The organism is Stenotrophomonas sp. STK16_22 (assembly GCF_051984505.1).
GTDB classification, from domain to species: domain Bacteria; phylum Pseudomonadota; class Gammaproteobacteria; order Xanthomonadales; family Xanthomonadaceae; genus Stenotrophomonas; species Stenotrophomonas maltophilia_A.
In genome coordinates this window covers 345,645-365,000 of sequence record NZ_CP196972.1, presented here as the reverse complement: position 1 = coordinate 365,000, position 19,356 = coordinate 345,645, and the positions used below count along the sequence as shown (strand labels likewise).

The window sequence follows — 19,356 nt, the reverse complement described above, 5'->3', positions numbered from 1 at the left end:
AGGTGCAGGTCCGGTGCGGTGGGGTCGAAGCCGGCCTTGATCCGCAGCGGACGGCCTTCCTGCAGGCGCGCACGCAGATCCTCGAGCTTGAGGATCTCGTCGGCACCACGGCCGATCAGGGCAAGGGCTTCTTCAATCGAGGACACGTGACTACTCCCGGCAACGCCGATTCTTGTGTGGGGTGTTAAAGCAAAGTTAACCCGATTGGCTTCACAAAAGCCAATGGGCACAAGGGTTTGACGCGGTTTTCTCAGGTGTCTATGGTAACCGGCGATCAGGCCCGCGCTCCCGGGCTGCCAGGAAAAAACCGCCGATGCACAATTCCGAACAAGGGCGCGCACGCAAGCAGCGCTTCCAGGAACGCCTCCACGTCCTGCACGACAACGCCCTGCATCGGAAGCTCAGGCAACATCTTCCCGCCGCCTTCAATGAGCGCTGGACCCGCCGTCATTGGATGCATGCCAGCCTGTTCGCGACCATCGGCGCCCTGGTGGCGACCATCGTCCCCGGCTTCTCGCACACCATCGACGCGCCCTTCGCCGACAGCCACACCAGCCTGGCGCTGCCGTTGCCGCCGCTGACCATGGCCCGCCAGCAGCAGGTGCCCGGAGACAGCTGGCAGGTGCTGCGGGTGCAGCGCGGCCAGACCCTGAGCGACCTGTTCGACAAGGCCGGCATTCCGGCCACCACCCTGCACCGGGTACTGGACCACCCAGGTGCGCGTGAGGCGCTGACCAAGCTGCGCCCGGGTGCCGAGATCGCCTTCGACATGCCGCTGTCCGGTGACCTGCGCAGCATCCGCTTCGATCGCGATGCCGACAACCGGGTGGAACTGAGCCTGGCCGGCGATGACATCAAGGAGAAGGTGACCAAACGCGAGACCTCCACGCGCACGGTGGTCACCAGCGGCGAGATCACCAGCTCGCTGTATGCCGCGGCCCGGCGCGCCGGGCTGTCGCCGTCGGCGATCGCGACGATGACCGACGACATCTTCAAGTATGACATCGACTTCTCGAAGGACCTGCAGCCGGGCGACCGCTTCAGCGTGGTGATGGATGAAACCTGGCGCGAAGGCGAGAAGGTGGACACCAGCAAGATCCTGGCGGCGACCTTCACCACCGGTGGCAAGACCTATTCCGGCTTCCGCTTCGACCGCAACGGCAAGTCCGAGTACTACGACATCAACGGCCGTTCGCTGAAGAAGAGCTTCATCCGCATGCCGATCCCGTTCGCGCGGCTGAGCTCGACCTTTGGCGCGCGCAAGCACCCGGTGCTGGGCAAGATGCGCATGCACAAGGGCGTGGACTACGCCGCGCGCACCGGTACCCCGATCATGGCCGCCGGCGACGCCCGCGTGCAGTTCGCCGGGGTGCAGCGCGGCTACGGCAACGTGGTGATCCTCGACCACGGCCGCGGCCACACCACCCTGTACGGCCACATGTCGCGCTTTGCGAACATCAAGACCGGCCAGCGCGTGGCCCAGGGCACGGTGATCGGCTATGTCGGCTCGACCGGCCTGGCGACCGGCCCGCACCTGCACTACGAATTCCGCGTCAACGGCGAGCACCGCAACCCGCTGACCGTGACCATGCCGCCGCCGGAGCCGCTGAAGGGCGCCGAGCTGGTCGCCTTCCGCGCGCAGACCGCACCGGCGATGGCGCGCATCCAGGGCATGGAGAAGCTGATCTACGCCGACGCCAGCCCGGCACCGACCAGCCGCGACGAGGCCGCCCCCGAGGTGGCCAGCGCCAAGGACAAGCAGGCAACCGGCCGCAAGCGCGGCTGAGCCCCTGCGTTGACGAAGAAGGACGCGGCAGCCCAAGCTTGCCGCGTCCTTTTTTTATGCCTGCCATGAACACGACTGCCGACGCTGACGCCCCCCTGTACCTTGGCCTGATGTCGGGCACCAGCGCCGATGGCATCGATGCCGCGCTGGTGCAGTTCCCCGCCATTGGTGGCTGCCGCTTCGTGCATGGGCTGACCGCCCGCTGGGAGCCGGTGCTGCGGGCGCGGCTGGTGGCACTGGGCGAAGGGGGCCCGCTGGACTCGCTGGAGGAGCTGGGCGAACTGGACGCGCGGATCGCGATCAGCTTCGCTGAAGCCGCCAATCAACTGCTGGCCGAGGCCGGTGTGGACCGCAGCCAGGTCCGCGCGATCGGCTCGCACGGCCAGACCGTGCGCCATCGTCCGCTGGCCAATCCGGCCTTCACCGTACAGCTGGGCGACGGCAACCGCATCGCCGAGCTGACCGGGATCACCACGGTGTGTGATTTCCGCCGCCGCGACGTGGCAGCCGGAGGCCATGGTGCGCCGCTGATGCCGGCCTTCCACCTCGGCATGCTGGGCACGGCTGATGAAGACCGTGCCGTGCTCAACCTGGGCGGGATCGCCAACCTGACCCTGATCCCACGCGAAGGCGCGGTGCGTGGCTTCGATACCGGCCCGGCCAACGCGCTGATGGATGCCTGGTGCCAGCGCCACACCGGCCGCACCTTTGATGCCGACGGCGCGTATGCCGCCAGTGGCGCGGTGGACGAGAGCCTGCTGGCGGGTTGGCGTTCGGAGCCGTGGTTCGCGCTGCCGCCGCCGAAGAGCACCGGCCGCGAACAGTTCCACCTGGCTTGGGCCGAGGCCCACATGGGCGAAGGCCAGTACGCTGCCGCCGATGTGCAGGCCACCCTGCTGGAGCTGACCGTGGCAACGGTGGCCGATGCGCTGCTGGCGCAGCAGCCGCAGACCCGGCGCCTGCTGGTCTGCGGCGGCGGGGTGCGCAACCGGCACCTGATGAAGCGGCTGGCTGCACGGCTGCCGGGGGTGCAGGTGGAGTGCAGCGCGGTGCATGGGCTGGACCCGGAGTACGTGGAAGCGATGGGCTTCGCCTGGCTGGCGCAGCGGACGATGGACGGGCTGGCCGGCAACCTGCCGAGCGTGACCGGGGCGACGGGGCCGCGGATCCTGGGGGCGATCCACCTGGCGTGAGGTGATCATCCACGCATGGCGTGGATCTACCGGGAACGGCGGTCGAGCGTGGCTCGACGCTACATGGGCACTAATCGAAGCCCTGCCCTGCGGGCAGGGCCTGCAGGGCGGCGATGGCGTCGGAGAGCGCGTCCACTTCGGGATCGCCGAAGCCGGAGCGGACCTCCAGTTCACTGCTGAACAGGCCCTGCTCCAGCAAAGCGGCGCAGGTCTGTTCGTGGGTCCAGCCGCGGGCAACCGCGACACGTCGGATACGTTCCAGCAGCAGCGGGTCCAGGTCCCGCAGCACAACGTCGGCCATGCTCACTTCCCCGTTCGCAAGGCACCGCCCCCTCGGCGCGTCGGGGGCGATGATCCCGCAGACCGGGCGGGCAGGCAATCAGGCGGCGCTTGCGGCCTGGCGACGGCGCTGCTGCACGATCAACAGAGCGCAGAGGATCACCACCGGGATCGCCACCAGCGCGGTACCGACGAAGAACAGCGCGTAGCCTTCCAGCAGCGTCCGGCCCTGCGCGAGCGTCTGTACCGACCACCCCGAGAGCCCCTTGAGCGCCTTGCCGGGCATCGCGTAGAACGAACTCAGCAGCGCGTACTGGGTTGCGGTGTATCCGATGCTGGTCAGGCTCGACATATAGGCGATCAGCGCCGTACCGGCGAAACCGCTGGCGAAGTTGTCGATTGCCATGGCCACCGCGAAATGGGTGGTGTCCGGGCCCGAATAGGCCAGCCAGGCAAACGCCAGGTTGGAGGCCGGACCCAGCACGGCGCCCACCATCAGCGCCGCCAGCACTCCCCAGCGAACCGAGACCAGGCCCGCCGCAGCAATGCCGACGAAGGTCGCGACCAGGCCCACCGAGCCACGTACAGCGCCAACGGTGTCCTCGTCCAGGCCGAGATCGACGTAGAACGGGTTGGCCATCGGCCCCATGACGAAGTCGGCCATGCGATAGACGCTGATGGCCACCAGGATCAGGATCGCACCACTACGATGCTCGCGGACGAAGGCGATGAACGGCCCCGCCACGGCGTCGAACAGGCCCCGCGGCGTCCACAGCGAGGTCGCCTGAGCCTGCACGGCAGCCACTTCCCGCGCGGGCTCACGGGCCATGATCACGGCCACCACGCCAAGCGCCATGAGGACGGCCATGATCTCGTACGAGACCTGCCAGCCGACACGGGCCGCGATGATCAGGATCAGCGCATCGGTGACCAGCAATGCGGTGCGATAGCCCAGCGCCGAGGATGAGGTCAGCAGGCCCAGCTGCTCGCTGTTGTCAGCACTTTCAATGCGCCAGGCATCGATGACGATGTCCTGGGTGGCCGAAGCAAACGCCACGATCACGGCCATCACGCCGAACACGACGATGTGCTGCCAGGCGATACCCAGGAACTGGATCTGGCCCCCCTTGGGCTGGACCAGCGCCATGCCGACCAGGCCCACCACCACGACCAGCTGCGACAGCAGCATCCAGCCACGGCGGCGGCCAAAGCGACCGAACAGAGGCACGTCGGTCTTATCGACGATCGGCGCCCACAGGAACTTCATGGTGTAGGCCAGCCCGACCCATGACAGGAAACCGATCGTGCTCAGCTCGATGCCTTCCTTGCGCATCCAGAAGCCGAGCGTGTTGCCCACCAGATAGATCGGCAGGCCGGAACTGAAGCCGAGCAGCAGCATCGCCAGCACCTTGCGCTGGCTCAGGTTGGACACCACCTGCTGCCACGGCCGACGCGGCTTGGCAGCCTCGGTCACAGGTCGTAGTCCACGATGAACGGCGCGTGGTCGGAGAAGCGCTCGTCGCGGTAGATCGAGCAGCTGCGCAGGCGGTCACGCAGGCCCGGGGTGATGAACTGGTAGTCGATGCGCCAACCGACGTTGTTGGCGCGGGCAGCGCCGCGGTTGCTCCACCAGGTGTAGTCCTCGCCGGTGGGGTTGAGCAGGCGGTAGGCGTCAGCCCAGCCACGGCCGGCGGCGACATCGGTGGCCTGGCCATGGTCGGCGCACAGGGCATTGAGCCAGTCGCGCTCTTCCGGCAGGCAGCCGGAGTTCTTCTGGTTGGACTTCCAGTTCTTGATGTCCAGCGCCGAACGCACGATGTTCCAGTCGCCGCACAGCACGTAGTCGCGGCCGCTGCGCGCCCATTCCTCGAGGATCGGCCGCAGCCATTCCATCACTTCGAACTTGAAGCCCTGGCGCAGGTCGCCCGAGCTGCCCGACGGGATATAGAAGGAGACCACGCTGAGGTTGCCGTAGCGCGCCTCGATGTAGCGGCCTTCGTCGTCGAACGGGGCCCAGCCGAGCGAGGTGATCACCTGGTCCGGCTCGCGCTTGCTGTAGATCGCCACGCCGCTGTAGCCCTTCTTGGTGATGGCGTCGCGGTAGAAGCAGTGGTGGCCGTCCGGGCGGAACATCGGGTCGGTCAGCTGGTCTTCCTGGGCCTTGGTCTCCTGGATGCACAGGACGTCGGCGTCCTGGGACCGGAACCAGTCGAGGAAGCCCTTGGTTGCGGCGGAGCGGATGCCATTGGCGTTGAAACTGATGATGCGCATGCGGGGGACCTGCGGCGGGAAACCGGGCAAGCATACCGGTTGCCTGCGGGGCTGCGCAGTCCGCCAGGCCGGGCCGCGACACCCTTCACAGGGCCCCGGACGAGCGCGAAACGCCCAGCTGGATTAGGATTTGTGCTCCAAATGAAGATGAATCGAGTTTTGATGAGCGACCACCGCCACCGTTTCCTGCAGCTGGCCCTGACCGCCGACGCCCTGCGCTTCGGCCAGTTCACCCTCAAGTCCGGCCGGCTGAGCCCCTATTTCTTCAACGCCGGTCGTTTCGACTCCGGTTCGCTGCTGTCGCAGCTCGGCGCCTGCTACGCCGATGCCATCGATGCCACCGGGATCAAGTACGACGTGGTGTTCGGCCCCGCCTACAAGGGCATTCCGCTGGCCACCGCGATGGCCTGCGAGCTGGCCCAGCGTGGCCGTGACCTGCCGCTGTCGTTCAACCGCAAGGAAGCCAAGGACCACGGTGAAGGCGGCCAGCTGATCGGCGCCGACATGAACGGCAAGCGCGTGCTGATCGTCGACGACGTGATCACTGCGGGTACCGCGATCCGCGAAGCGCTGGGCATCATCCGCGCCGCCGGTGGCACCCCGGCCGGCATCGTGGTGGCACTGGACCGCCAGGAGATCGCTTCGGAAACCGATCGCCGTTCGGCGGCACAGTCGGTGGCCGAAGAGGCCGGCATTCCGGTGATCGCCGTGGCGTCGCTGGCCGACCTGCTTGATTTCGCCTCCGGCAACCCGGAACTTGTGGGTTACCGGCAGCCGCTGGAAGCCTACCGGGCCCAGTACGGCGTCCGTTCGATCCGCTGACCGACCCAGGGGAAAGGTCATGTCCCGAGTTCCTGCTGTGCTCTTTGCCGGCCTGCTGCTGGCCGTGCCGTTCACCGTACCGGCGCAGTCGCGCGACAGCGGCAAGACGGAAAAGAAGCTGTACTGCTGGAACGAGGGCAAGGAGCGGATCTGCAGTGATTCGCTGCCGGCCGACGCGGTCAACCATGCCCGCGAGGAGTTCAACGCGAGGAGCGGCCTGCGCAATGCGCAGGTCCAGCGCGCGTTGACCGACGAAGAGCGCGCCGCCGCCAGCACGGAGGCGGCGCAGCAGCAGCTGGACCTGATGGCCGCGCAGACCCGCCAGCGCACCGAGCAGGCGATGCTGACCACCTATGGCAGCGAGGACGACCTGCGCCGGGTGTTCGCCGAGCGCCAGGAAGTGCTGGACAACAACCTGAAGACCGCCGAGTACAACGTCACCAGCCTGCGTGAGTCGCTGGTGGCGCTGCTGGCGGCCGCAGGTGACCGCGAACTGGTCGGTGGCAAGGTGGCCGACAAGCAGGCCGAGGCGATCCGCCAGCGGCACGTGCAACTGCAGTCGCAGCAACGGCTGCAAGCCGGGTTCCTGCAGCAGCAGCAGGCGTTGAAGGCCGAGATCGACAGCACCCTGCAGCGCTATCGCGAGCTGAAGGGGCTGGTGTCGGCGAGCCAGGCTCCGGCGGGCTGACCACGCTCCCGCCGCCGGGCATGGCCCGGCGCTACCCAGGGCCTGGTTACGGATTGGACCACGGAATTTATGCACTCTTTACGCGTCGGCCCGGTCCGGCGCGTAGTGCGTTTATGGGCGGCAGGACGACGATGACGGCCTGAGGTGGAGGGGTTCCACCAGGACGCTATTGCAATGTCCCCCTGGCTGTCGTTGTTGTGTGGCGTGCTGGTGCTGGTCGCCGCCGCCTATCTCCTTTATGTCGTGCTGCGGCCCGAGTCGTTCTGAGCGGAGCCGGCCATGACTGAGATGCTTGTGATTATTGCCGCCAGCCTGCTGCTGGCGTGGCCGCTGGGCCTGTACCTGGCCCGCGTGATGCGTGGCACTCCGATGAAGGTCGACGTGCTGTTCCACTGGATCGAGAAGCCGCTGTACAGGGTGTTCGGGGTCGATCCGTCGCGCTCGATGTCCTGGCGCGGCTACGTGCTGGCCTTCGTGCTGAGCAACGTGGTGGTCGCGGTACTGACCCAGGCGGTGTTCATGACCCAGGCCTGGCTGCCGCTGAATCCGGACCAGATCCCGAACATGCGCTGGGACACCGCGCTGCACACGATGATCTCGTTCCTGACCAACACCAACCAGCAGCACTATTCTGGCCAGGCGCAGCTGTCCTATCTCTCGCAGATGACCGGCATCACCGGCCTGCAGGTGGTGACGCCGATGATGGGCCTGGCGCTGGCAGTGGCGACGCTGCGGGCGTTGTTCTCGCGTGCGCCGCAGGCTGCGGTGGCGACGGGTACCGGCGATGACCGCCAGGTGGCGGTGGGCAACTACTACGTGGACGTGGTGCGCCTGTGCGTGCGCTTCCTGCTGCCGCTGTGCCTGGTGTGGACGCTGGTGCTGACCAGCCAGGGCGTGCCGTCGACGATGACCGGTGGGCCGCAGGCCACGCCGATCGACGCCAGCGCCGGCATGGCCGAACAGAAGCTGCCGCTGGGCCCGGTCGCGGCGATGGTCGCAGCCAAGCAGCTGGGCGCCAACGGTGGCGGCTGGTACGGGCCGAACAGCAGCTTCCCGCTGGAGAACCCGACCCCGCTGTCGAATGCGCTGGAAATCGTCGGCATCCTGCTGGTGCCGATGGCGGTGATCTTCATGATCGGTGCGTTCACCGGCCGACGTCGCTTCGGCGCCCTGGTGTTCAGCTGCATGCTGGGCATGTCGCTGCTTTCCACCGGCGCGATGATGTGGAGCGAAGGACATAGCGCCAGCGCCGCCACGCCGCTGCTGATGGAAGGCAAGGAAGTGCGCTTCGGCGCCGATGGCACCGCGCTGTGGGCGGCGGTGACCACCCAGGTCTCCAACGGCTCGGTGAACGGCATGCACGATTCGCTGGCACCGCTGAGTGGCGGCATCGCGATGGTCAACATGCTGGTCAGCGCGATCTGGGGCGGCATCGGCTGTGGCCTGCAGCAGTTCATCGTGTACCTGCTGCTGGGTGTGTTCCTGGCCGGGTTGATGACCGGGCGCACGCCGGAACTGTTCGGCCGCAAGCTGGAGACGCCACAGGTGCGCCTGCTGGCCCTGCTGGTGCTGCTGCAGCCGATCACCCTGCTGGTGTTCACTGCGATCACCCTGGCCGTACCCGGCCTGGCGGGCACCTCCAACCCCGGCTTCCATGGCATCAGCCAGGTCTTCTACGAGTACGTCTCGGCCTACGCCAACAACGGCTCGGGCTTCGAAGGGCTGGGTGACGCCACGCTGTGGTGGAACCTGAGCTGCTCGCTGGTACTGCTGCTGGGCCGCTTCCCGCTGCTGATCATTCCGCTGGTGGTGGCCGCACAGCTGGCTGCCAAGCGCCAGGCCCCGGAGTCTGCCGGCAGCCTGCAGATCGAAACCCCGACCTTCGCCCTGACCCTGGTCTCGGTGATCGTCATCCTGACCGTGCTGCAGTTCATGCCGGCGCTGGTACTCGGCCCGATCGCCGACCACCTGAGCCTGGGACTGCACTAAGGACACCCTGATGAGTACCCAAGCAAGCTCAACCCGTAATACCCATGCAGCGCGCCCTGCCCTGCTGGATGGCGCCGGCCTGCGCCGTGCGCTGGTCGAAGCGGTGCGCAAGCTGTCGCCGATGCATCTGGTGCGCAGCCCGGTGATGGCGGTGGTGATGGCCGGCACAATCGTCGCCGCGATCGTCACTCTGACCGGCAATGCGCCGCTGGGCTTCGGCCTGGCAGTGACCGTGATCCTGCTGGTGACCGTGCTGTTCGGCAACTTCGCCGAAGCGGTGGCCGAAGCGCGTGGCCGTGGCCAGGCCGCCTCGCTGCGGCGTGCCCGCCAGGACCTGGTGGCACGCCGGCTGGCGGCGCCGCAGCCGGGCGCCGCCGAAACCCAGGTGCCGGCCGCCGAACTGCGCCCGGGCGACCATGTGATCGTCAGCGCCGGTGAACTGGTGCCGGCCGATGGCGAGATCGTGCAGGGCCTGGCCACCATCAACGAAGCGGCGGTGACCGGCGAATCGGCACCGGTGCTGCGCGAGGCCGGTACCGACCGTTCCGGTGTGATCGGTGGCACCAAGGTGCTGTCCGACCAGATCATCGTGCGGGTGACCGCCGAGCCGGGCCACAGCTTCCTGGACCGGATGATCGCGCTGGTGGAAGGCGCCAACCGCCAGAAGACCCCGAACGAGATCGCGCTGACCCTGCTGCTGGCGGCGATGACGCTGACCTTCCTGGTGGTGGTGGCCACGTTGCCGGCCATTGGTGCCGCCGTCGGCGTCAAGGTCGATCCGCTGCTGCTGATCGCGCTGCTGGTGTGCCTGATCCCGACCACCATCGGCGGCCTGCTGCCGGCCATCGGCATCGCCGGCATGAACCGTGCGCTGGCCGCCAACGTGCTGGCCAAGTCGGGCAAGGCGGTGGAAGTGGCCGGCGACGTCGACGTGCTGCTGCTGGACAAGACCGGCACCATCACCTACGGCGACCGCCAGGCCAGCCACTTCCATCCGTTGGCCGGCATCGACGCCAGCCAGCTGCGCGAGGCGGCACTGCTGTCCTCGCTGGCCGACCCGACCCCGGAAGGCAAATCGATCGTGCGCCTGGCGCGCGAACAGGGCTGTGCCACCGCCGAACCGGACCACGCCGAGTACCTGGCGTTCAGTGCGCAGACCCGCATGTCCGGCGTGGATCTGGAACATGGGCGGCAGATCCGCAAGGGCGCCGCCGATGCGATCCGCACCCACGTGCAGGCGCTGGGCGGCAACGTGCCGGCGGAACTGGCCGGTCGCGTCGAACAGGTCGCACGCAACGGTGCCACCCCGCTGGTGGTGGCCGAGGGCCGCCACGTGCTGGGCGTGATCGAGCTGTCGGACGTGGTCAAGCACGGCATGCGCGAGAAGTTCGCGCAGCTGCGGGCGATGGGCATCCGCACGGTGATGATCACCGGCGACAACCCGCTGACCGCCGCCGCGATCGCTGCCGAGGCCGGCGTCGATGACTACATCGCCGAGGCGCGCCCGGAAGACAAGCTGGCACGCATCCGCCAGGAGCAGGCCGGTGGCCGCCTGGTGGCGATGGTCGGCGATGGCACCAATGACGCGCCAGCGCTGGCGCAGGCCGACATCGGTCTGGCGATGAACTCCGGTACGCAGGCGGCGAAGGAGGCCGGCAACATGGTCGACCTCGATTCGGACCCGGCCAAGCTGCTGGCGGTGGTGGAAGTGGGCAAGCAGCAGCTGATCACCCGCGGCGCGCTGACCACCTTCTCGCTGGCCAACGACGTCTCCAAGTACTTCGCGATCCTGCCGGCGCTGTTCGCCGCGGCCGTTCCGACCATGGCCGCCTTGAACGTGATGCAGCTGTCGAGCCCGCGCAACGCGGTGCTGGCAGCGCTGATCTTCAACGCTCTGGTGATTCCCGCCCTGATCCCGCTCGCCCTGCGTGGCGTGCGCTTCCGCCCGGCCACTGCAACCGCACTGCTGCGCCGGAACATGCTGGTGTACGGCCTCGGCGGCGTGCTGCTGCCGTTCGCAGCGATCAAGGCGATCGACCTTCTTCTTGTCCTGGTATTCGGCGCATGAACCGTACTGCTTCCACTTCATCTTCCCTTCCGCGCGAACAAAAGGCCGAGGCCCGCGTGGCCAGCCTGCAGGACGGCGCCAGCTGGCGCCCGGCGATCGGCCTGGGCCTGGCCACCCTGCTGCTGGCCGGTGCGGTCTACGCCGGTATCGCCACCGGTTTTGCCGGCCTGGCCTACCCGACCCAGGCCGAGGGCAGCCTGCTGCGCGATGGCAACGGCCAGGTACGCGGCTCGGCATGGTTGTCGCAGCCGTTCACCGGTGACGGCTACTTCCAGGCACGTCCGTCGGCAGCCAACTACGACCCCATGGCCGCGGCCGGTTCCAACATGGCGCGCAGCAACCCGGCCCTGGCCGAGCGTGTTGCCGCCAGCACGGCTACAGTGGCCGCGCGCGAAGGTGTCGCCCCGGCGCAGGTGCCAGCGGACCTGGTCACCCAGTCCGCCGGCGGCCTGGATCCGCAGCTGTCGCCGGCGGCGGCGCGCCTGCAGGTGGCACGCGTGGCACGTGCCCGTGGCCTGCCGGTGGAACGCGTGCAGGCGCTGGTGCAGGCGCATACCGAAGGTCGCCAGTGGGGCCTGTTCGGCCAGCCGCGGGTGAACGTGGTGACGCTGAACTTCGCGCTGGACCACGCGGCCAAGGCACCGTGATACCGACCTGCACCGGCTGCGCGCACAATGGCGGCCATGACAGCGGCACCCATGACTGATGCGCGTACCCGCCAGGCCGATGCCCTGGTCGAAGGCCTGCAACGCGAAGCCGGCGGCAAGCTGACTGTGTTCCTCGGTGCGGCGCCGGGCGTGGGCAAGACCTACACCATGCTGACCCGCGCACAGGAACAGCTGCGCCGCGGTGTCGACCTGGTGGTGGGCCTGGTGGAAACCCACGGCCGCGCCGATACCCAGGCGCTGCTGGAGGGCCTGCCACAGCTGCCGCTGAAGGCAGTGGCCTATCACGGCCACATCCTGCAGGAGATGGATCTGGATGCCGTGCTCGCACGGCATCCGGCGCTGGTACTGGTGGACGAACTGGCCCACCGCAATGCGCCGGGCAGCCGCCATGAGCGGCGCTGGCAGGATGTGATGGAGCTGCTGGACGCCGGCATCGACGTCTGGACCACGGTCAACATCCAGCACCTGGAAAGCCTCAACGACGTGGTGATGCGGATCACCGGCGTACGCGTGAGCGAGACCGTGCCGGACGGCGTGCTCGACCGCCTGCATGACATCGTGCTGGTCGACCTGCCGCCACGCGAACTGATCGCGCGCCTGCAGCAGGGCAAGGTCTATGTGCCCGAACAGGCCGCGCAGGCGCTGCAGGCGTTCTTCTCGCCGGCCAACCTGACCGCACTGCGCGAACTTGCAATGCAGGAGGCCGCCGATCGCGTCGACAGCAGCCTGCGTGAGGCACGCGCTGCCCGTGGCGAGAGCAACCTGCCGCTGCGCCGCGGCGTGCTGGTGGCGATCGACGGCGGCGGCCAGAGTGAATACCTGGTGCGCGTGGCGCGACGCATCGCCGAACGCCGCGACGCACCATGGACCGTGGTGACCGTGCAGGGACGACGCCAGGACGAGGCGACCCAGCGCGAGATCGATGCGGCCTTCGCCCTGGCACGGCGGCTGGGCGGCGACGCCGAGCTGTTGCACGGATCGAGCATCGCCGACGCCCTGCTCGACCACGCCGCGCACAACGGCGTGTCCACCCTGGTGCTGGGGCGGACCCGCGAGCGCCCGCTGGCGCGGATGTTCAACCGAACGTTGACCCAGCAGCTGATCCAGCGCGGCGCGCATTACGAGATCACCATCATCAGCACGCCGCAGGCACGTGCGCGCTCGCGCCGCGAGGGCCTGCTGCCGCCGGTGCGCGGCATCAGCTACGAACCGGCGCAGGCACTGATCGCCACCGCGTTGGCCTGTGCGGTGGCATGGCTGGCCGAACGCTGGGTGGGCATGGCCGATCTGTCGATGGTGTTCATCGTGGCGGTGGTGCTGGTCGCTGCGCGCACGCGCGCCAGCGTGGCGGTGATGGCGGCGATCCTGTGCTTCCTCGCCTACAACTTCCTGTTCATCGCGCCGCGCTTCACCTTCGCCATCGGTGCACGCCAGGGCGTGATCACCGTGTTCCTGTTCCTGGCCGCGGCACTGGTGGCCGGGCGCCTGGCCTCGCGCCTGCGCATGCAGGTGATCGCGCTGCGCGCGGCCAATCGCCATGCGCGTGCGCGCCAGCAGCTGGGCCGCCAACTGGCCAGTGCCGCCGGCAACGGCGAGGTGGCGCAGGCGGGTCGGCATGCACTGGAACAGGCCATGGACGTGCCGGCGTGGCTGCGGATCGGCGCCGATACCGCAACCGGTGGCCGCAGCCAGCCCGGCGACACCGACCTGGCCGCCGCCGACTGGGCGCTGCGCCATGGCCAGCCCAGTGGCCGCTTCACCGACACCCTGGCCGGCGCGCAGTGGTGGTTCCTGCCGTTGCTGGATGGCGAGGACCGCGCGATCGGCGTGGCCGGCCTGTACCTGCCCGGCGCACAGGCGCGCCTGCTGCCCGAACAACGGCAGCTGGCCGAAGCAATGGTCGATGACATCGCGCAGGCCGCGCTGCGCACGCGGCTGGTGGCCGAACTGGAGCAGGCGCACGTCAGCAACGAGACCGAGCGACTGCGCTCGGCGCTGCTCTCTTCGGTGTCGCACGACCTGCGCTCGCCACTGGCGGCGATGATCGGCTCGGCCGACAGCCTGGCCAGCTATGGTGCGGCAATGGATACGGCCGATCGCCGTGCCCTGCTCGACACCATCCTGGTCGAGGGCGAACGGCTGGACCGCTACATCCAGAACCTGCTGGACATGACCCGCCTCGGCCACGAGGGATTGAAGATCAACCGCGACTGGATCGGCGTGGACGAACTGATCGGCTCGGCCGCACGGCGCCTGCAGCGCTACCAGCCGAAGGTGCGGCTGGAGCTGGACATTCCGGCCACGCTGGCGCCGATCTGGGTACACCCGGCGCTGGTCGAACAGGCGGTGTTCAACGTGATGGAAAACGCGGCCAAGTTCTCACCGCCGGATGCGGCCGTGCAGGTGCAGGCGCGCGAACTGGACGGCCAGCTGCGCATCGACGTGATCGATGCCGGCCCCGGCATTCCCGACGACGAGCGTGCGCGCATCTTCGACATGTTCTACAGCGTGGAGCGCGGTGACCGTGGCCGCCATGGCACCGGCCTGGGCCTGACCATCTGCCAGGGCATGATCGGCGCACATGGCGGCAGCGTGCAGGCGCTGCCCGGACGCGACGGTCGCGGTACCCTGATCCGCATCACCCTGCCCCTGCTCAAGCCAGCCTCCCACGATGAGCCCGACCCCGATTGATGCCAGCGTGCCGGCCGCGCGCGTGCTGGTGATCGATGATGAAACCCAGATCCGCCGGTTCCTGGACATCAGCCTGCGCGCGCAGGGCTACCAGGTGCGGCAGGCCGCCACCGGCCAGGAAGGCCTGCAGCTGGCCGCCAGCGAGGACATGGATCTGGTGATCCTGGATATCGGCCTGCCGGACATGGAAGGCCACGAGGTGCTGGAACAACTGCGGCAGTGGAGCCAGGTGCCGGTGATCATGCTGACCGTGCGTGCCGGCGAGGCGGAGAAGGTGCGTGCGCTGGATACCGGCGCGAATGACTACGTGACCAAGCCGTTCGGCACGCAGGAGCTGATGGCGCGGGTGCGGGCGCTGCTGCGCACGCGCAGCGTGCCCAGTGATGGCACGCCGCCGGTATTCGACGACGGCCACCTGCATGTGGACCTGGTCCGCCGTGAAGTGGCGCTGGATGGCGAGCCGGTAGCGTTGACCCGCAAGGAGTACGCGCTGCTGTCGCTGCTGCTACGCAACGCCGGGCGGGTGGTGACCCAGCCCCAGATCCTGCAGGAGATCTGGGGCCCGACCCACCAGCACGACACCCATTACCTGCGCATCCTGGTCGGCAAGCTGCGGCACAAGCTGGGTGATTCAGCGCTGGATTCGCGCTACCTGTTCACCGAACCGGGCGTGGGCTTGCGGTTCAAGGGGTAGTGCCGGCCGCTGGCCGGCAACCTCCTGAACCCCAGAACCATCCTGTGGTTGCCGGCCAGCGGCCGGCACTACCCGATCGATCCAATCCCGATCAATCAGAACCCCAGCGGGGTGTCGCCCAGCACCGGTTGCAACTGGCTGCGGAACAGCGCCTGGATGCGTTCCAGTGCCGCCTCGTCATTGCCTTCGAAACGCAGCACCAGCACCGGCGTGGTGTTGGAGGCGCGCACCAGGCCCCAGCCATCGGGGAAGTCCACGCGCAGGCCGTCGATGGTCGACAACCGACCGCCCACATACGGGTTGTCCGGCGACTGCGCCGCCGCCACCAGCATCGCCACCAGCGCATGCGGCGTGCCTTCGGCCACCGGCACCTTCAGCTCCGGCGTGGCCACCATCTCCGGCAGCTCTGCCAGTACCTCGTCCGGAGTCTCCTCGCGCTGGGCCAGGATCTCCAGCAGGCGCGCAGTCGCATACAGGCCATCGTCGAAACCGAACCAGCGCTCCTTGAAGAAGAAGTGGCCGCTCATCTCGCCAGCCAGCTCGGCATCGGTCTCGCGCATCTTCGACTTCATCAGCGAATGCCCGGTCTTCCACATCAGCGGGCTGCCACCATTGCGCAGCACGTGGTCGGACAGCTTGCCGGTGCACTTCACGTCGTAGATCACCATCGCGCCCGGATTGCGCATCAGCACGTCGGCGGCGAACAGCATCAGCAGGCGGTCGGCATAGATGATCTTTCCTTCGCCGGTGACCACGCCCAGGCGGTCACCGTCGCCATCGAAGGCGACGCCGAGATCGGCACCGAAGCGCTTCACCGTCTGCACCAGGTCTTCCAGGTTGGCCGGCTCGCTGGGGTCGGGATGATGGTTGGGGAAGGTACCGTCGACATCGCAGTACAGCGGGATGACTTCCGCACCGATCGCTTCCAGCAGCTGCGGCGCGAGCGCGCCGGCCACGCCGTTGCCGGCATCGGCCACGACCTTCAATGGGCGGTCCAGCTGCACGTCGTCGGCAATGCGCTGGATGTAGTCGGCGCTGACATCGCGCTGCTGGTAATCGCCCGGCTCGGCGGCCTGTACCAACCGGCCTTCAATGATGCGCTGGTAGAGATCGGTGATGGCATCGCCGGACAGCGTCTCGCCGCCGATGACCACCTTGAAACCGTTGTACTCGGGCGGGTTGTGGCTGCCGGTGACCGCCACGCAGGTGCCGGTACGCAGATGGAAGGCGGCGTAGTACACGACCGGGGTCGGTGCCAGGCCGATGTCGATCACCGCGCAACCGGCGCGCCTCAGGCCCTCGGCCAACCCTGCGGCCAGTTCCGGGCCGGACAGGCGGCCGTCGCGGCCGATCACCACCTCACGCAGGCCCTGCTCCAGGGCCACGGTGCCGATGGCCTGGCCGATCAGCGCCGCCGTTTTCGGCGTCAGTTCACTGCCAACCACGCCGCGGATGTCGTAGGCGCGGAAGATACCGGCCGCCAGTTCCTCGGCCGGAACCGGTGGCGGGGGCGGCGGTGCACTTTCAGTTGTGCTGGCCTCGGCCACCGGCGGCGGCGCCATCTGCAGGCTCTCGCTCAGGGTCGGGCCATGATCGGCTTCCGCCACGGTCGCCCGGCGCGGCAGCGGCAGCGACTTCGGCAGGCGGCCGCGCCCCACCACCAGCAGCACGGCGATGAACGCCAGCAGCAGCGCAACGATGGCGCTGGCCAGCGAACCCAGGCCCAGCGGACCAGGTTCGACATTGGGTACCGCGGCCACCAGCCGCAACGGCGTCCCCGGAATCGGCCGCGCCAATGCCTCGGCGCTTTCGGCCAGGCCGGCATCGCCCTGGGCGACGAGGTCATGCGCGCCCTGGCGCAGGCCAAGGAAACCGGCCGATGGCGCACTCACCTGGTCCAGCGGTGAGGTCAGCCGCAGCAATGGCTGGCGCACGTAGAGCACCGCCGGGCCGAGACTGCCCAGTTGAACCGGCGCTGCCAGGCCCAGGCGATTGCCACCGCCATCGCGGACCACGCGCAGGCTGGGCTTGCCTTCGGCCAATGCCGCTTCCAGCAGCGCCAATCGGGCATAGCCAAAGGCGGCCGGGTCGGCGTAGGCGTTGGCCAGATCGGCCGTCAGTACCTCGGCGTGCTCGACGCCGGTCCAGCTCTCGCGGACCGCGAGTGCCGCCGCAGCGGCATCACCGGCCTGCAGCGCCTGCTGCACGCGCTCGTTCTTCAGCTGCTGCTGCAGCTGCTTCAGCTGGCCGGCAGCGGCCTCCTGCAGGCCCTGCACGGCCTGGTCACGTGCAGCTTCCAGCGCCTGGCCGTTGGCCTCCTGGCGCCATTGCTGCACTGCGCTCCATCCGAACCAGCCGGCCAGCAGGATCAGCAGCACCCCCAGTAGTGGCGCACTGCGTCCCAACGACCGTCCCCGCTGTCCTTCCCCGATGCCGCTCATCGATGTCCCCTGTCAACGCACCCCGGTATGGCCGAATCCACCCGTTCCCCGCACGCTGTCGGTGAAAGTATCCACCACCTGCAGGCTGACGCGGGCAATCGGCACGATCACCAGCTGCGCGATGCGATCGCCCGGCTCGATGGTGAAGGCCTCGCGGCCACGGTTCCAGACGCTGATCAGCAGCGGGCCCTGGTAATCGGCATCGATCAGGCCGGTGCCGTTGCCGAGCACGATGCCGTGGCGATGGCCCAGCCCCGAGCGCGGCAGGATCACCGCGCACAGGTGCGGATCGGCGATGTGGATGGCCAGGCCGCTGGGCACCAGCGCGGTGTCGCCCGGCTGCAGGGTCAGCGCGGTATCCAGCGCCGCGCGCAGGTCCATGCCGGCGCTGGCCTCGGTTGCGTAGGCCGGCAGTGGCCAGCTGTCGCCGAAACGCGGGTCGAGCAGCTTGACCTGCAGCGGTAGGGAAGTGAAAGCCTGGGTCATGCCTGGAGTCTCCGCGCGATCAGCGCCAGCAGTTGTTCGGCCAGCTCACGCTTGGAGGTGGCCGGGAATACCTGTTCACCGTCCTGCCAGAAGGCCGTGGCGGCATTGTTGTCGCTCTCGAAACCGCCACCGCTGATGCCGACCTGGTTGGCGATCACCAGGTCGAGGCGCTTGTCGACCAGCTTGCCACGCGCGTATTTCTCCACGTCGTGGGTCTCGGCGGCGAAGCCGACCACCAGCTTCAGCGACTGGGTCTGCGCGGCGACTTCGGCAAGGATGTCCGGCGTGCGCACCAGCTCGATCACCAGCGACTGGCTGTCGGCGGTCTTCTTCAGCTTCTGCTGGGCCACCTGGCGCGGTGTGTAGTCGGACACCGCTGCGGCACCAATATAGATGTCGGCCGGCAGCGACTTCAGCACGGCATCGCGCATCTGCGCAGCCGAGCGCACGTCGACGCGCTGCACGCCGGGCGGCGTCGGCAGCTGTACCGGGCCGCTGACCAGCACCACCTGGGCGCCCATCGTCGCGGCGGCCGCGGCCAGGGCAAAGCCCATCTTGCCGCTGCTGCGGTTGCCGACGTAGCGCACCGGATCGATGTCTTCATAGGTCGGGCCAGCGCTGATCAGCAGGCGAAGGCCCTGCAGCGCGCGGGTTTCCGGTGCGACAACCGCCGCTGCAGCACCGCCATTGGCAGCCAGCGCGGCAACGATGTCGCCCGGTTCGGCCAGACGGCCGGGACCGGATTCGCCTTCGGCCAGCGGACCGTCGACCGGGCCGATCACCTGCGCGCCGCGCTGGCGCAGCAGGGCGATGTTGGCCTGGGTGGCCGGATGCAGCCACATGCGGTGGTTCATCGCCGGGCAGATCGTCAGCGGCGCGGTACTGGCCAGGCACAGGGTGCTGACCAGATCATCGGCGTGGCCCTGGGCCAGCCGGGCCAGCAGATCGGCGGTTCCCGGGGCAACCACGATGCGGTCGGCCCAGCGCGCCAGCTCGATGTGGCCCATGGCCTGTTCGGCGGCGCTGTCCCACAGCGTGGTGCGGGTGGGCTGCCCGGACAGGGCCTGGAAACTGAGCGGAGTGACGAACTGCTGGGCACCGGCGGTCATCGCCACCTGCACCTGGGCACCGGCGTCGCGCAGGCGACGCACCAGTTCCAGGGCCTTGTAGGCCGCGATCCCGCCTCCGACGCACAACAGCAGTTTCTGACCTTCCAGCGCGCGGGCCTGCGCGGGGGAAGCGTTGGGGGAGTCAGCCACCTGGAATTCCTGTGCAAACGA

17 protein-coding genes (1 of these 17 cut by a window edge) are annotated in these 19,356 nt (G+C 68.5%); 10 read left to right on the top strand and 7 right to left on the bottom strand.

The features are described from left to right. Window positions 1-146: the 5' end (the start) of a tyrosine--tRNA ligase gene (gene tyrS / locus ACSYAO_RS01640; RefSeq protein WP_049462156.1), read on the bottom strand. Its footprint begins 1,066 nt before the window's first position; 146 of the gene's 1,212 nt are visible here — the first part of the coding sequence; it begins with the start codon at window positions 144-146; its stop codon lies off the left edge, out of view. 167 nt (window positions 147-313) lie between these two features. Between tyrS and ACSYAO_RS01635 the strand changes: the two genes are divergently transcribed. Beyond that, entirely contained in the window at window positions 314-1,786 is a 1,473-nt protein-coding gene (locus ACSYAO_RS01635; protein ID WP_032128447.1) for a M23 family metallopeptidase, read from the top strand. Between the two features lie 65 nt (window positions 1,787-1,851). Beyond that, complete coding sequence (locus tag ACSYAO_RS01630) at window positions 1,852-2,979, top strand: anhydro-N-acetylmuramic acid kinase (RefSeq protein WP_080356531.1); 1,128 nt, start codon at window positions 1,852-1,854, stop codon at window positions 2,977-2,979. A gap of 70 nt (window positions 2,980-3,049) precedes the next feature. On the opposite strand, the gene ACSYAO_RS01625 is transcribed toward ACSYAO_RS01630, so the two are convergent. The 3 genes from ACSYAO_RS01625 to ACSYAO_RS01615 form a co-directional block, all read right to left on the bottom strand. Beyond that, window positions 3,050-3,280: a hypothetical protein gene (locus tag ACSYAO_RS01625; RefSeq protein WP_005420465.1), complete on the bottom strand. Its 231-nt coding sequence runs from the start codon at window positions 3,278-3,280 to the stop codon at window positions 3,050-3,052. A 78-nt stretch (window positions 3,281-3,358) separates the two neighbouring features. Then, complete coding sequence (locus ACSYAO_RS01620) at window positions 3,359-4,732, bottom strand: muropeptide MFS transporter (RefSeq protein ID WP_049462159.1); 1,374 nt, start codon at window positions 4,730-4,732, stop codon at window positions 3,359-3,361. After that, a complete protein-coding gene (locus ACSYAO_RS01615) occupies window positions 4,729-5,529 on the bottom strand; it encodes an exodeoxyribonuclease III (RefSeq protein ID WP_032128444.1) in 801 nt (266 codons plus the stop codon). The genes ACSYAO_RS01620 and ACSYAO_RS01615 overlap by 4 nt, the downstream gene beginning before the upstream one ends. A 162-nt stretch (window positions 5,530-5,691) precedes the next feature. On the opposite strand from ACSYAO_RS01615, the gene pyrE reads away from it, so the two are divergent. The 8 genes from pyrE (at window position 5,692) to ACSYAO_RS01575 (ending at window position 15,149) form a co-directional block, all read left to right on the top strand. Next, the gene (gene pyrE / locus ACSYAO_RS01610) at window positions 5,692-6,351 is read left to right on the top strand and encodes an orotate phosphoribosyltransferase (protein ID WP_010486876.1); all 660 of its coding nucleotides are present in this window, start codon (window positions 5,692-5,694) and stop codon (window positions 6,349-6,351) included. Window positions 6,352-6,370: 19 nt separating this feature from the next. Continuing rightward, window positions 6,371-7,039, top strand: a complete 669-nt coding sequence (locus ACSYAO_RS01605) for a hypothetical protein (RefSeq protein WP_049462160.1) — start codon at window positions 6,371-6,373, stop codon at window positions 7,037-7,039. A 174-nt stretch (window positions 7,040-7,213) separates the two neighbouring features. Further along, window positions 7,214-7,306, top strand: coding sequence for a potassium-transporting ATPase subunit F (locus ACSYAO_RS01600; RefSeq protein WP_005407770.1), 93 nt, complete (start codon window positions 7,214-7,216; stop codon window positions 7,304-7,306). Between the two features lie 12 nt (window positions 7,307-7,318). After that, on the top strand, window positions 7,319-9,028 hold the full coding sequence (kdpA, locus tag ACSYAO_RS01595) for a potassium-transporting ATPase subunit KdpA (protein ID WP_049462161.1): 1,710 nt from the start codon (window positions 7,319-7,321) through the stop codon (window positions 9,026-9,028). Window positions 9,029-9,038: 10 nt separating this feature from the next. Next, complete coding sequence (gene kdpB / locus ACSYAO_RS01590; protein ID WP_049462162.1) at window positions 9,039-11,096, top strand: potassium-transporting ATPase subunit KdpB; 2,058 nt, start codon at window positions 9,039-9,041, stop codon at window positions 11,094-11,096. Continuing rightward, window positions 11,093-11,743 carry a potassium-transporting ATPase subunit KdpC gene (gene kdpC / locus ACSYAO_RS01585; RefSeq protein WP_049462163.1) on the top strand — a complete coding sequence of 217 codons (651 nt, stop codon included), beginning with the start codon at window positions 11,093-11,095 and terminating at the stop codon, window positions 11,741-11,743. Before kdpB ends, kdpC begins: the two co-directional genes overlap by 4 nt. Before the next feature lie 51 nt (window positions 11,744-11,794). After that, complete coding sequence (locus ACSYAO_RS01580) at window positions 11,795-14,455, top strand: sensor histidine kinase (RefSeq protein WP_049462164.1); 2,661 nt, start codon at window positions 11,795-11,797, stop codon at window positions 14,453-14,455. Beyond that, entirely contained in the window at window positions 14,436-15,149 is a 714-nt protein-coding gene (locus ACSYAO_RS01575; protein WP_004153862.1) for a response regulator transcription factor, read from the top strand. The genes ACSYAO_RS01580 and ACSYAO_RS01575 overlap by 20 nt, the downstream gene beginning before the upstream one ends. A gap of 95 nt (window positions 15,150-15,244) precedes the next feature. Here the strand turns inward: ACSYAO_RS01575 and ACSYAO_RS01570 are convergent, their stop codons facing one another. Genes ACSYAO_RS01570 through coaBC form a run of 3 tightly spaced genes read right to left on the bottom strand, consistent with a single transcriptional unit; the run spans window position 15,245 to window position 19,335 of the window. Then, a complete protein-coding gene (locus ACSYAO_RS01570; RefSeq protein WP_049462165.1) occupies window positions 15,245-17,590 on the bottom strand; it encodes a phosphomannomutase/phosphoglucomutase in 2,346 nt (781 codons plus the stop codon). A 12-nt stretch (window positions 17,591-17,602) separates the two neighbouring features. Continuing rightward, on the bottom strand, window positions 17,603-18,076 hold the full coding sequence (dut, locus tag ACSYAO_RS01565) for a dUTP diphosphatase (RefSeq protein WP_049462166.1): 474 nt from the start codon (window positions 18,074-18,076) through the stop codon (window positions 17,603-17,605). Then, entirely contained in the window at window positions 18,073-19,335 is a 1,263-nt protein-coding gene (coaBC, locus tag ACSYAO_RS01560) for a bifunctional phosphopantothenoylcysteine decarboxylase/phosphopantothenate--cysteine ligase CoaBC (RefSeq protein ID WP_049462167.1), read from the bottom strand. Before coaBC ends, dut begins: the two co-directional genes overlap by 4 nt. Window positions 19,336-19,356: the final 21 nt, after the last annotated feature.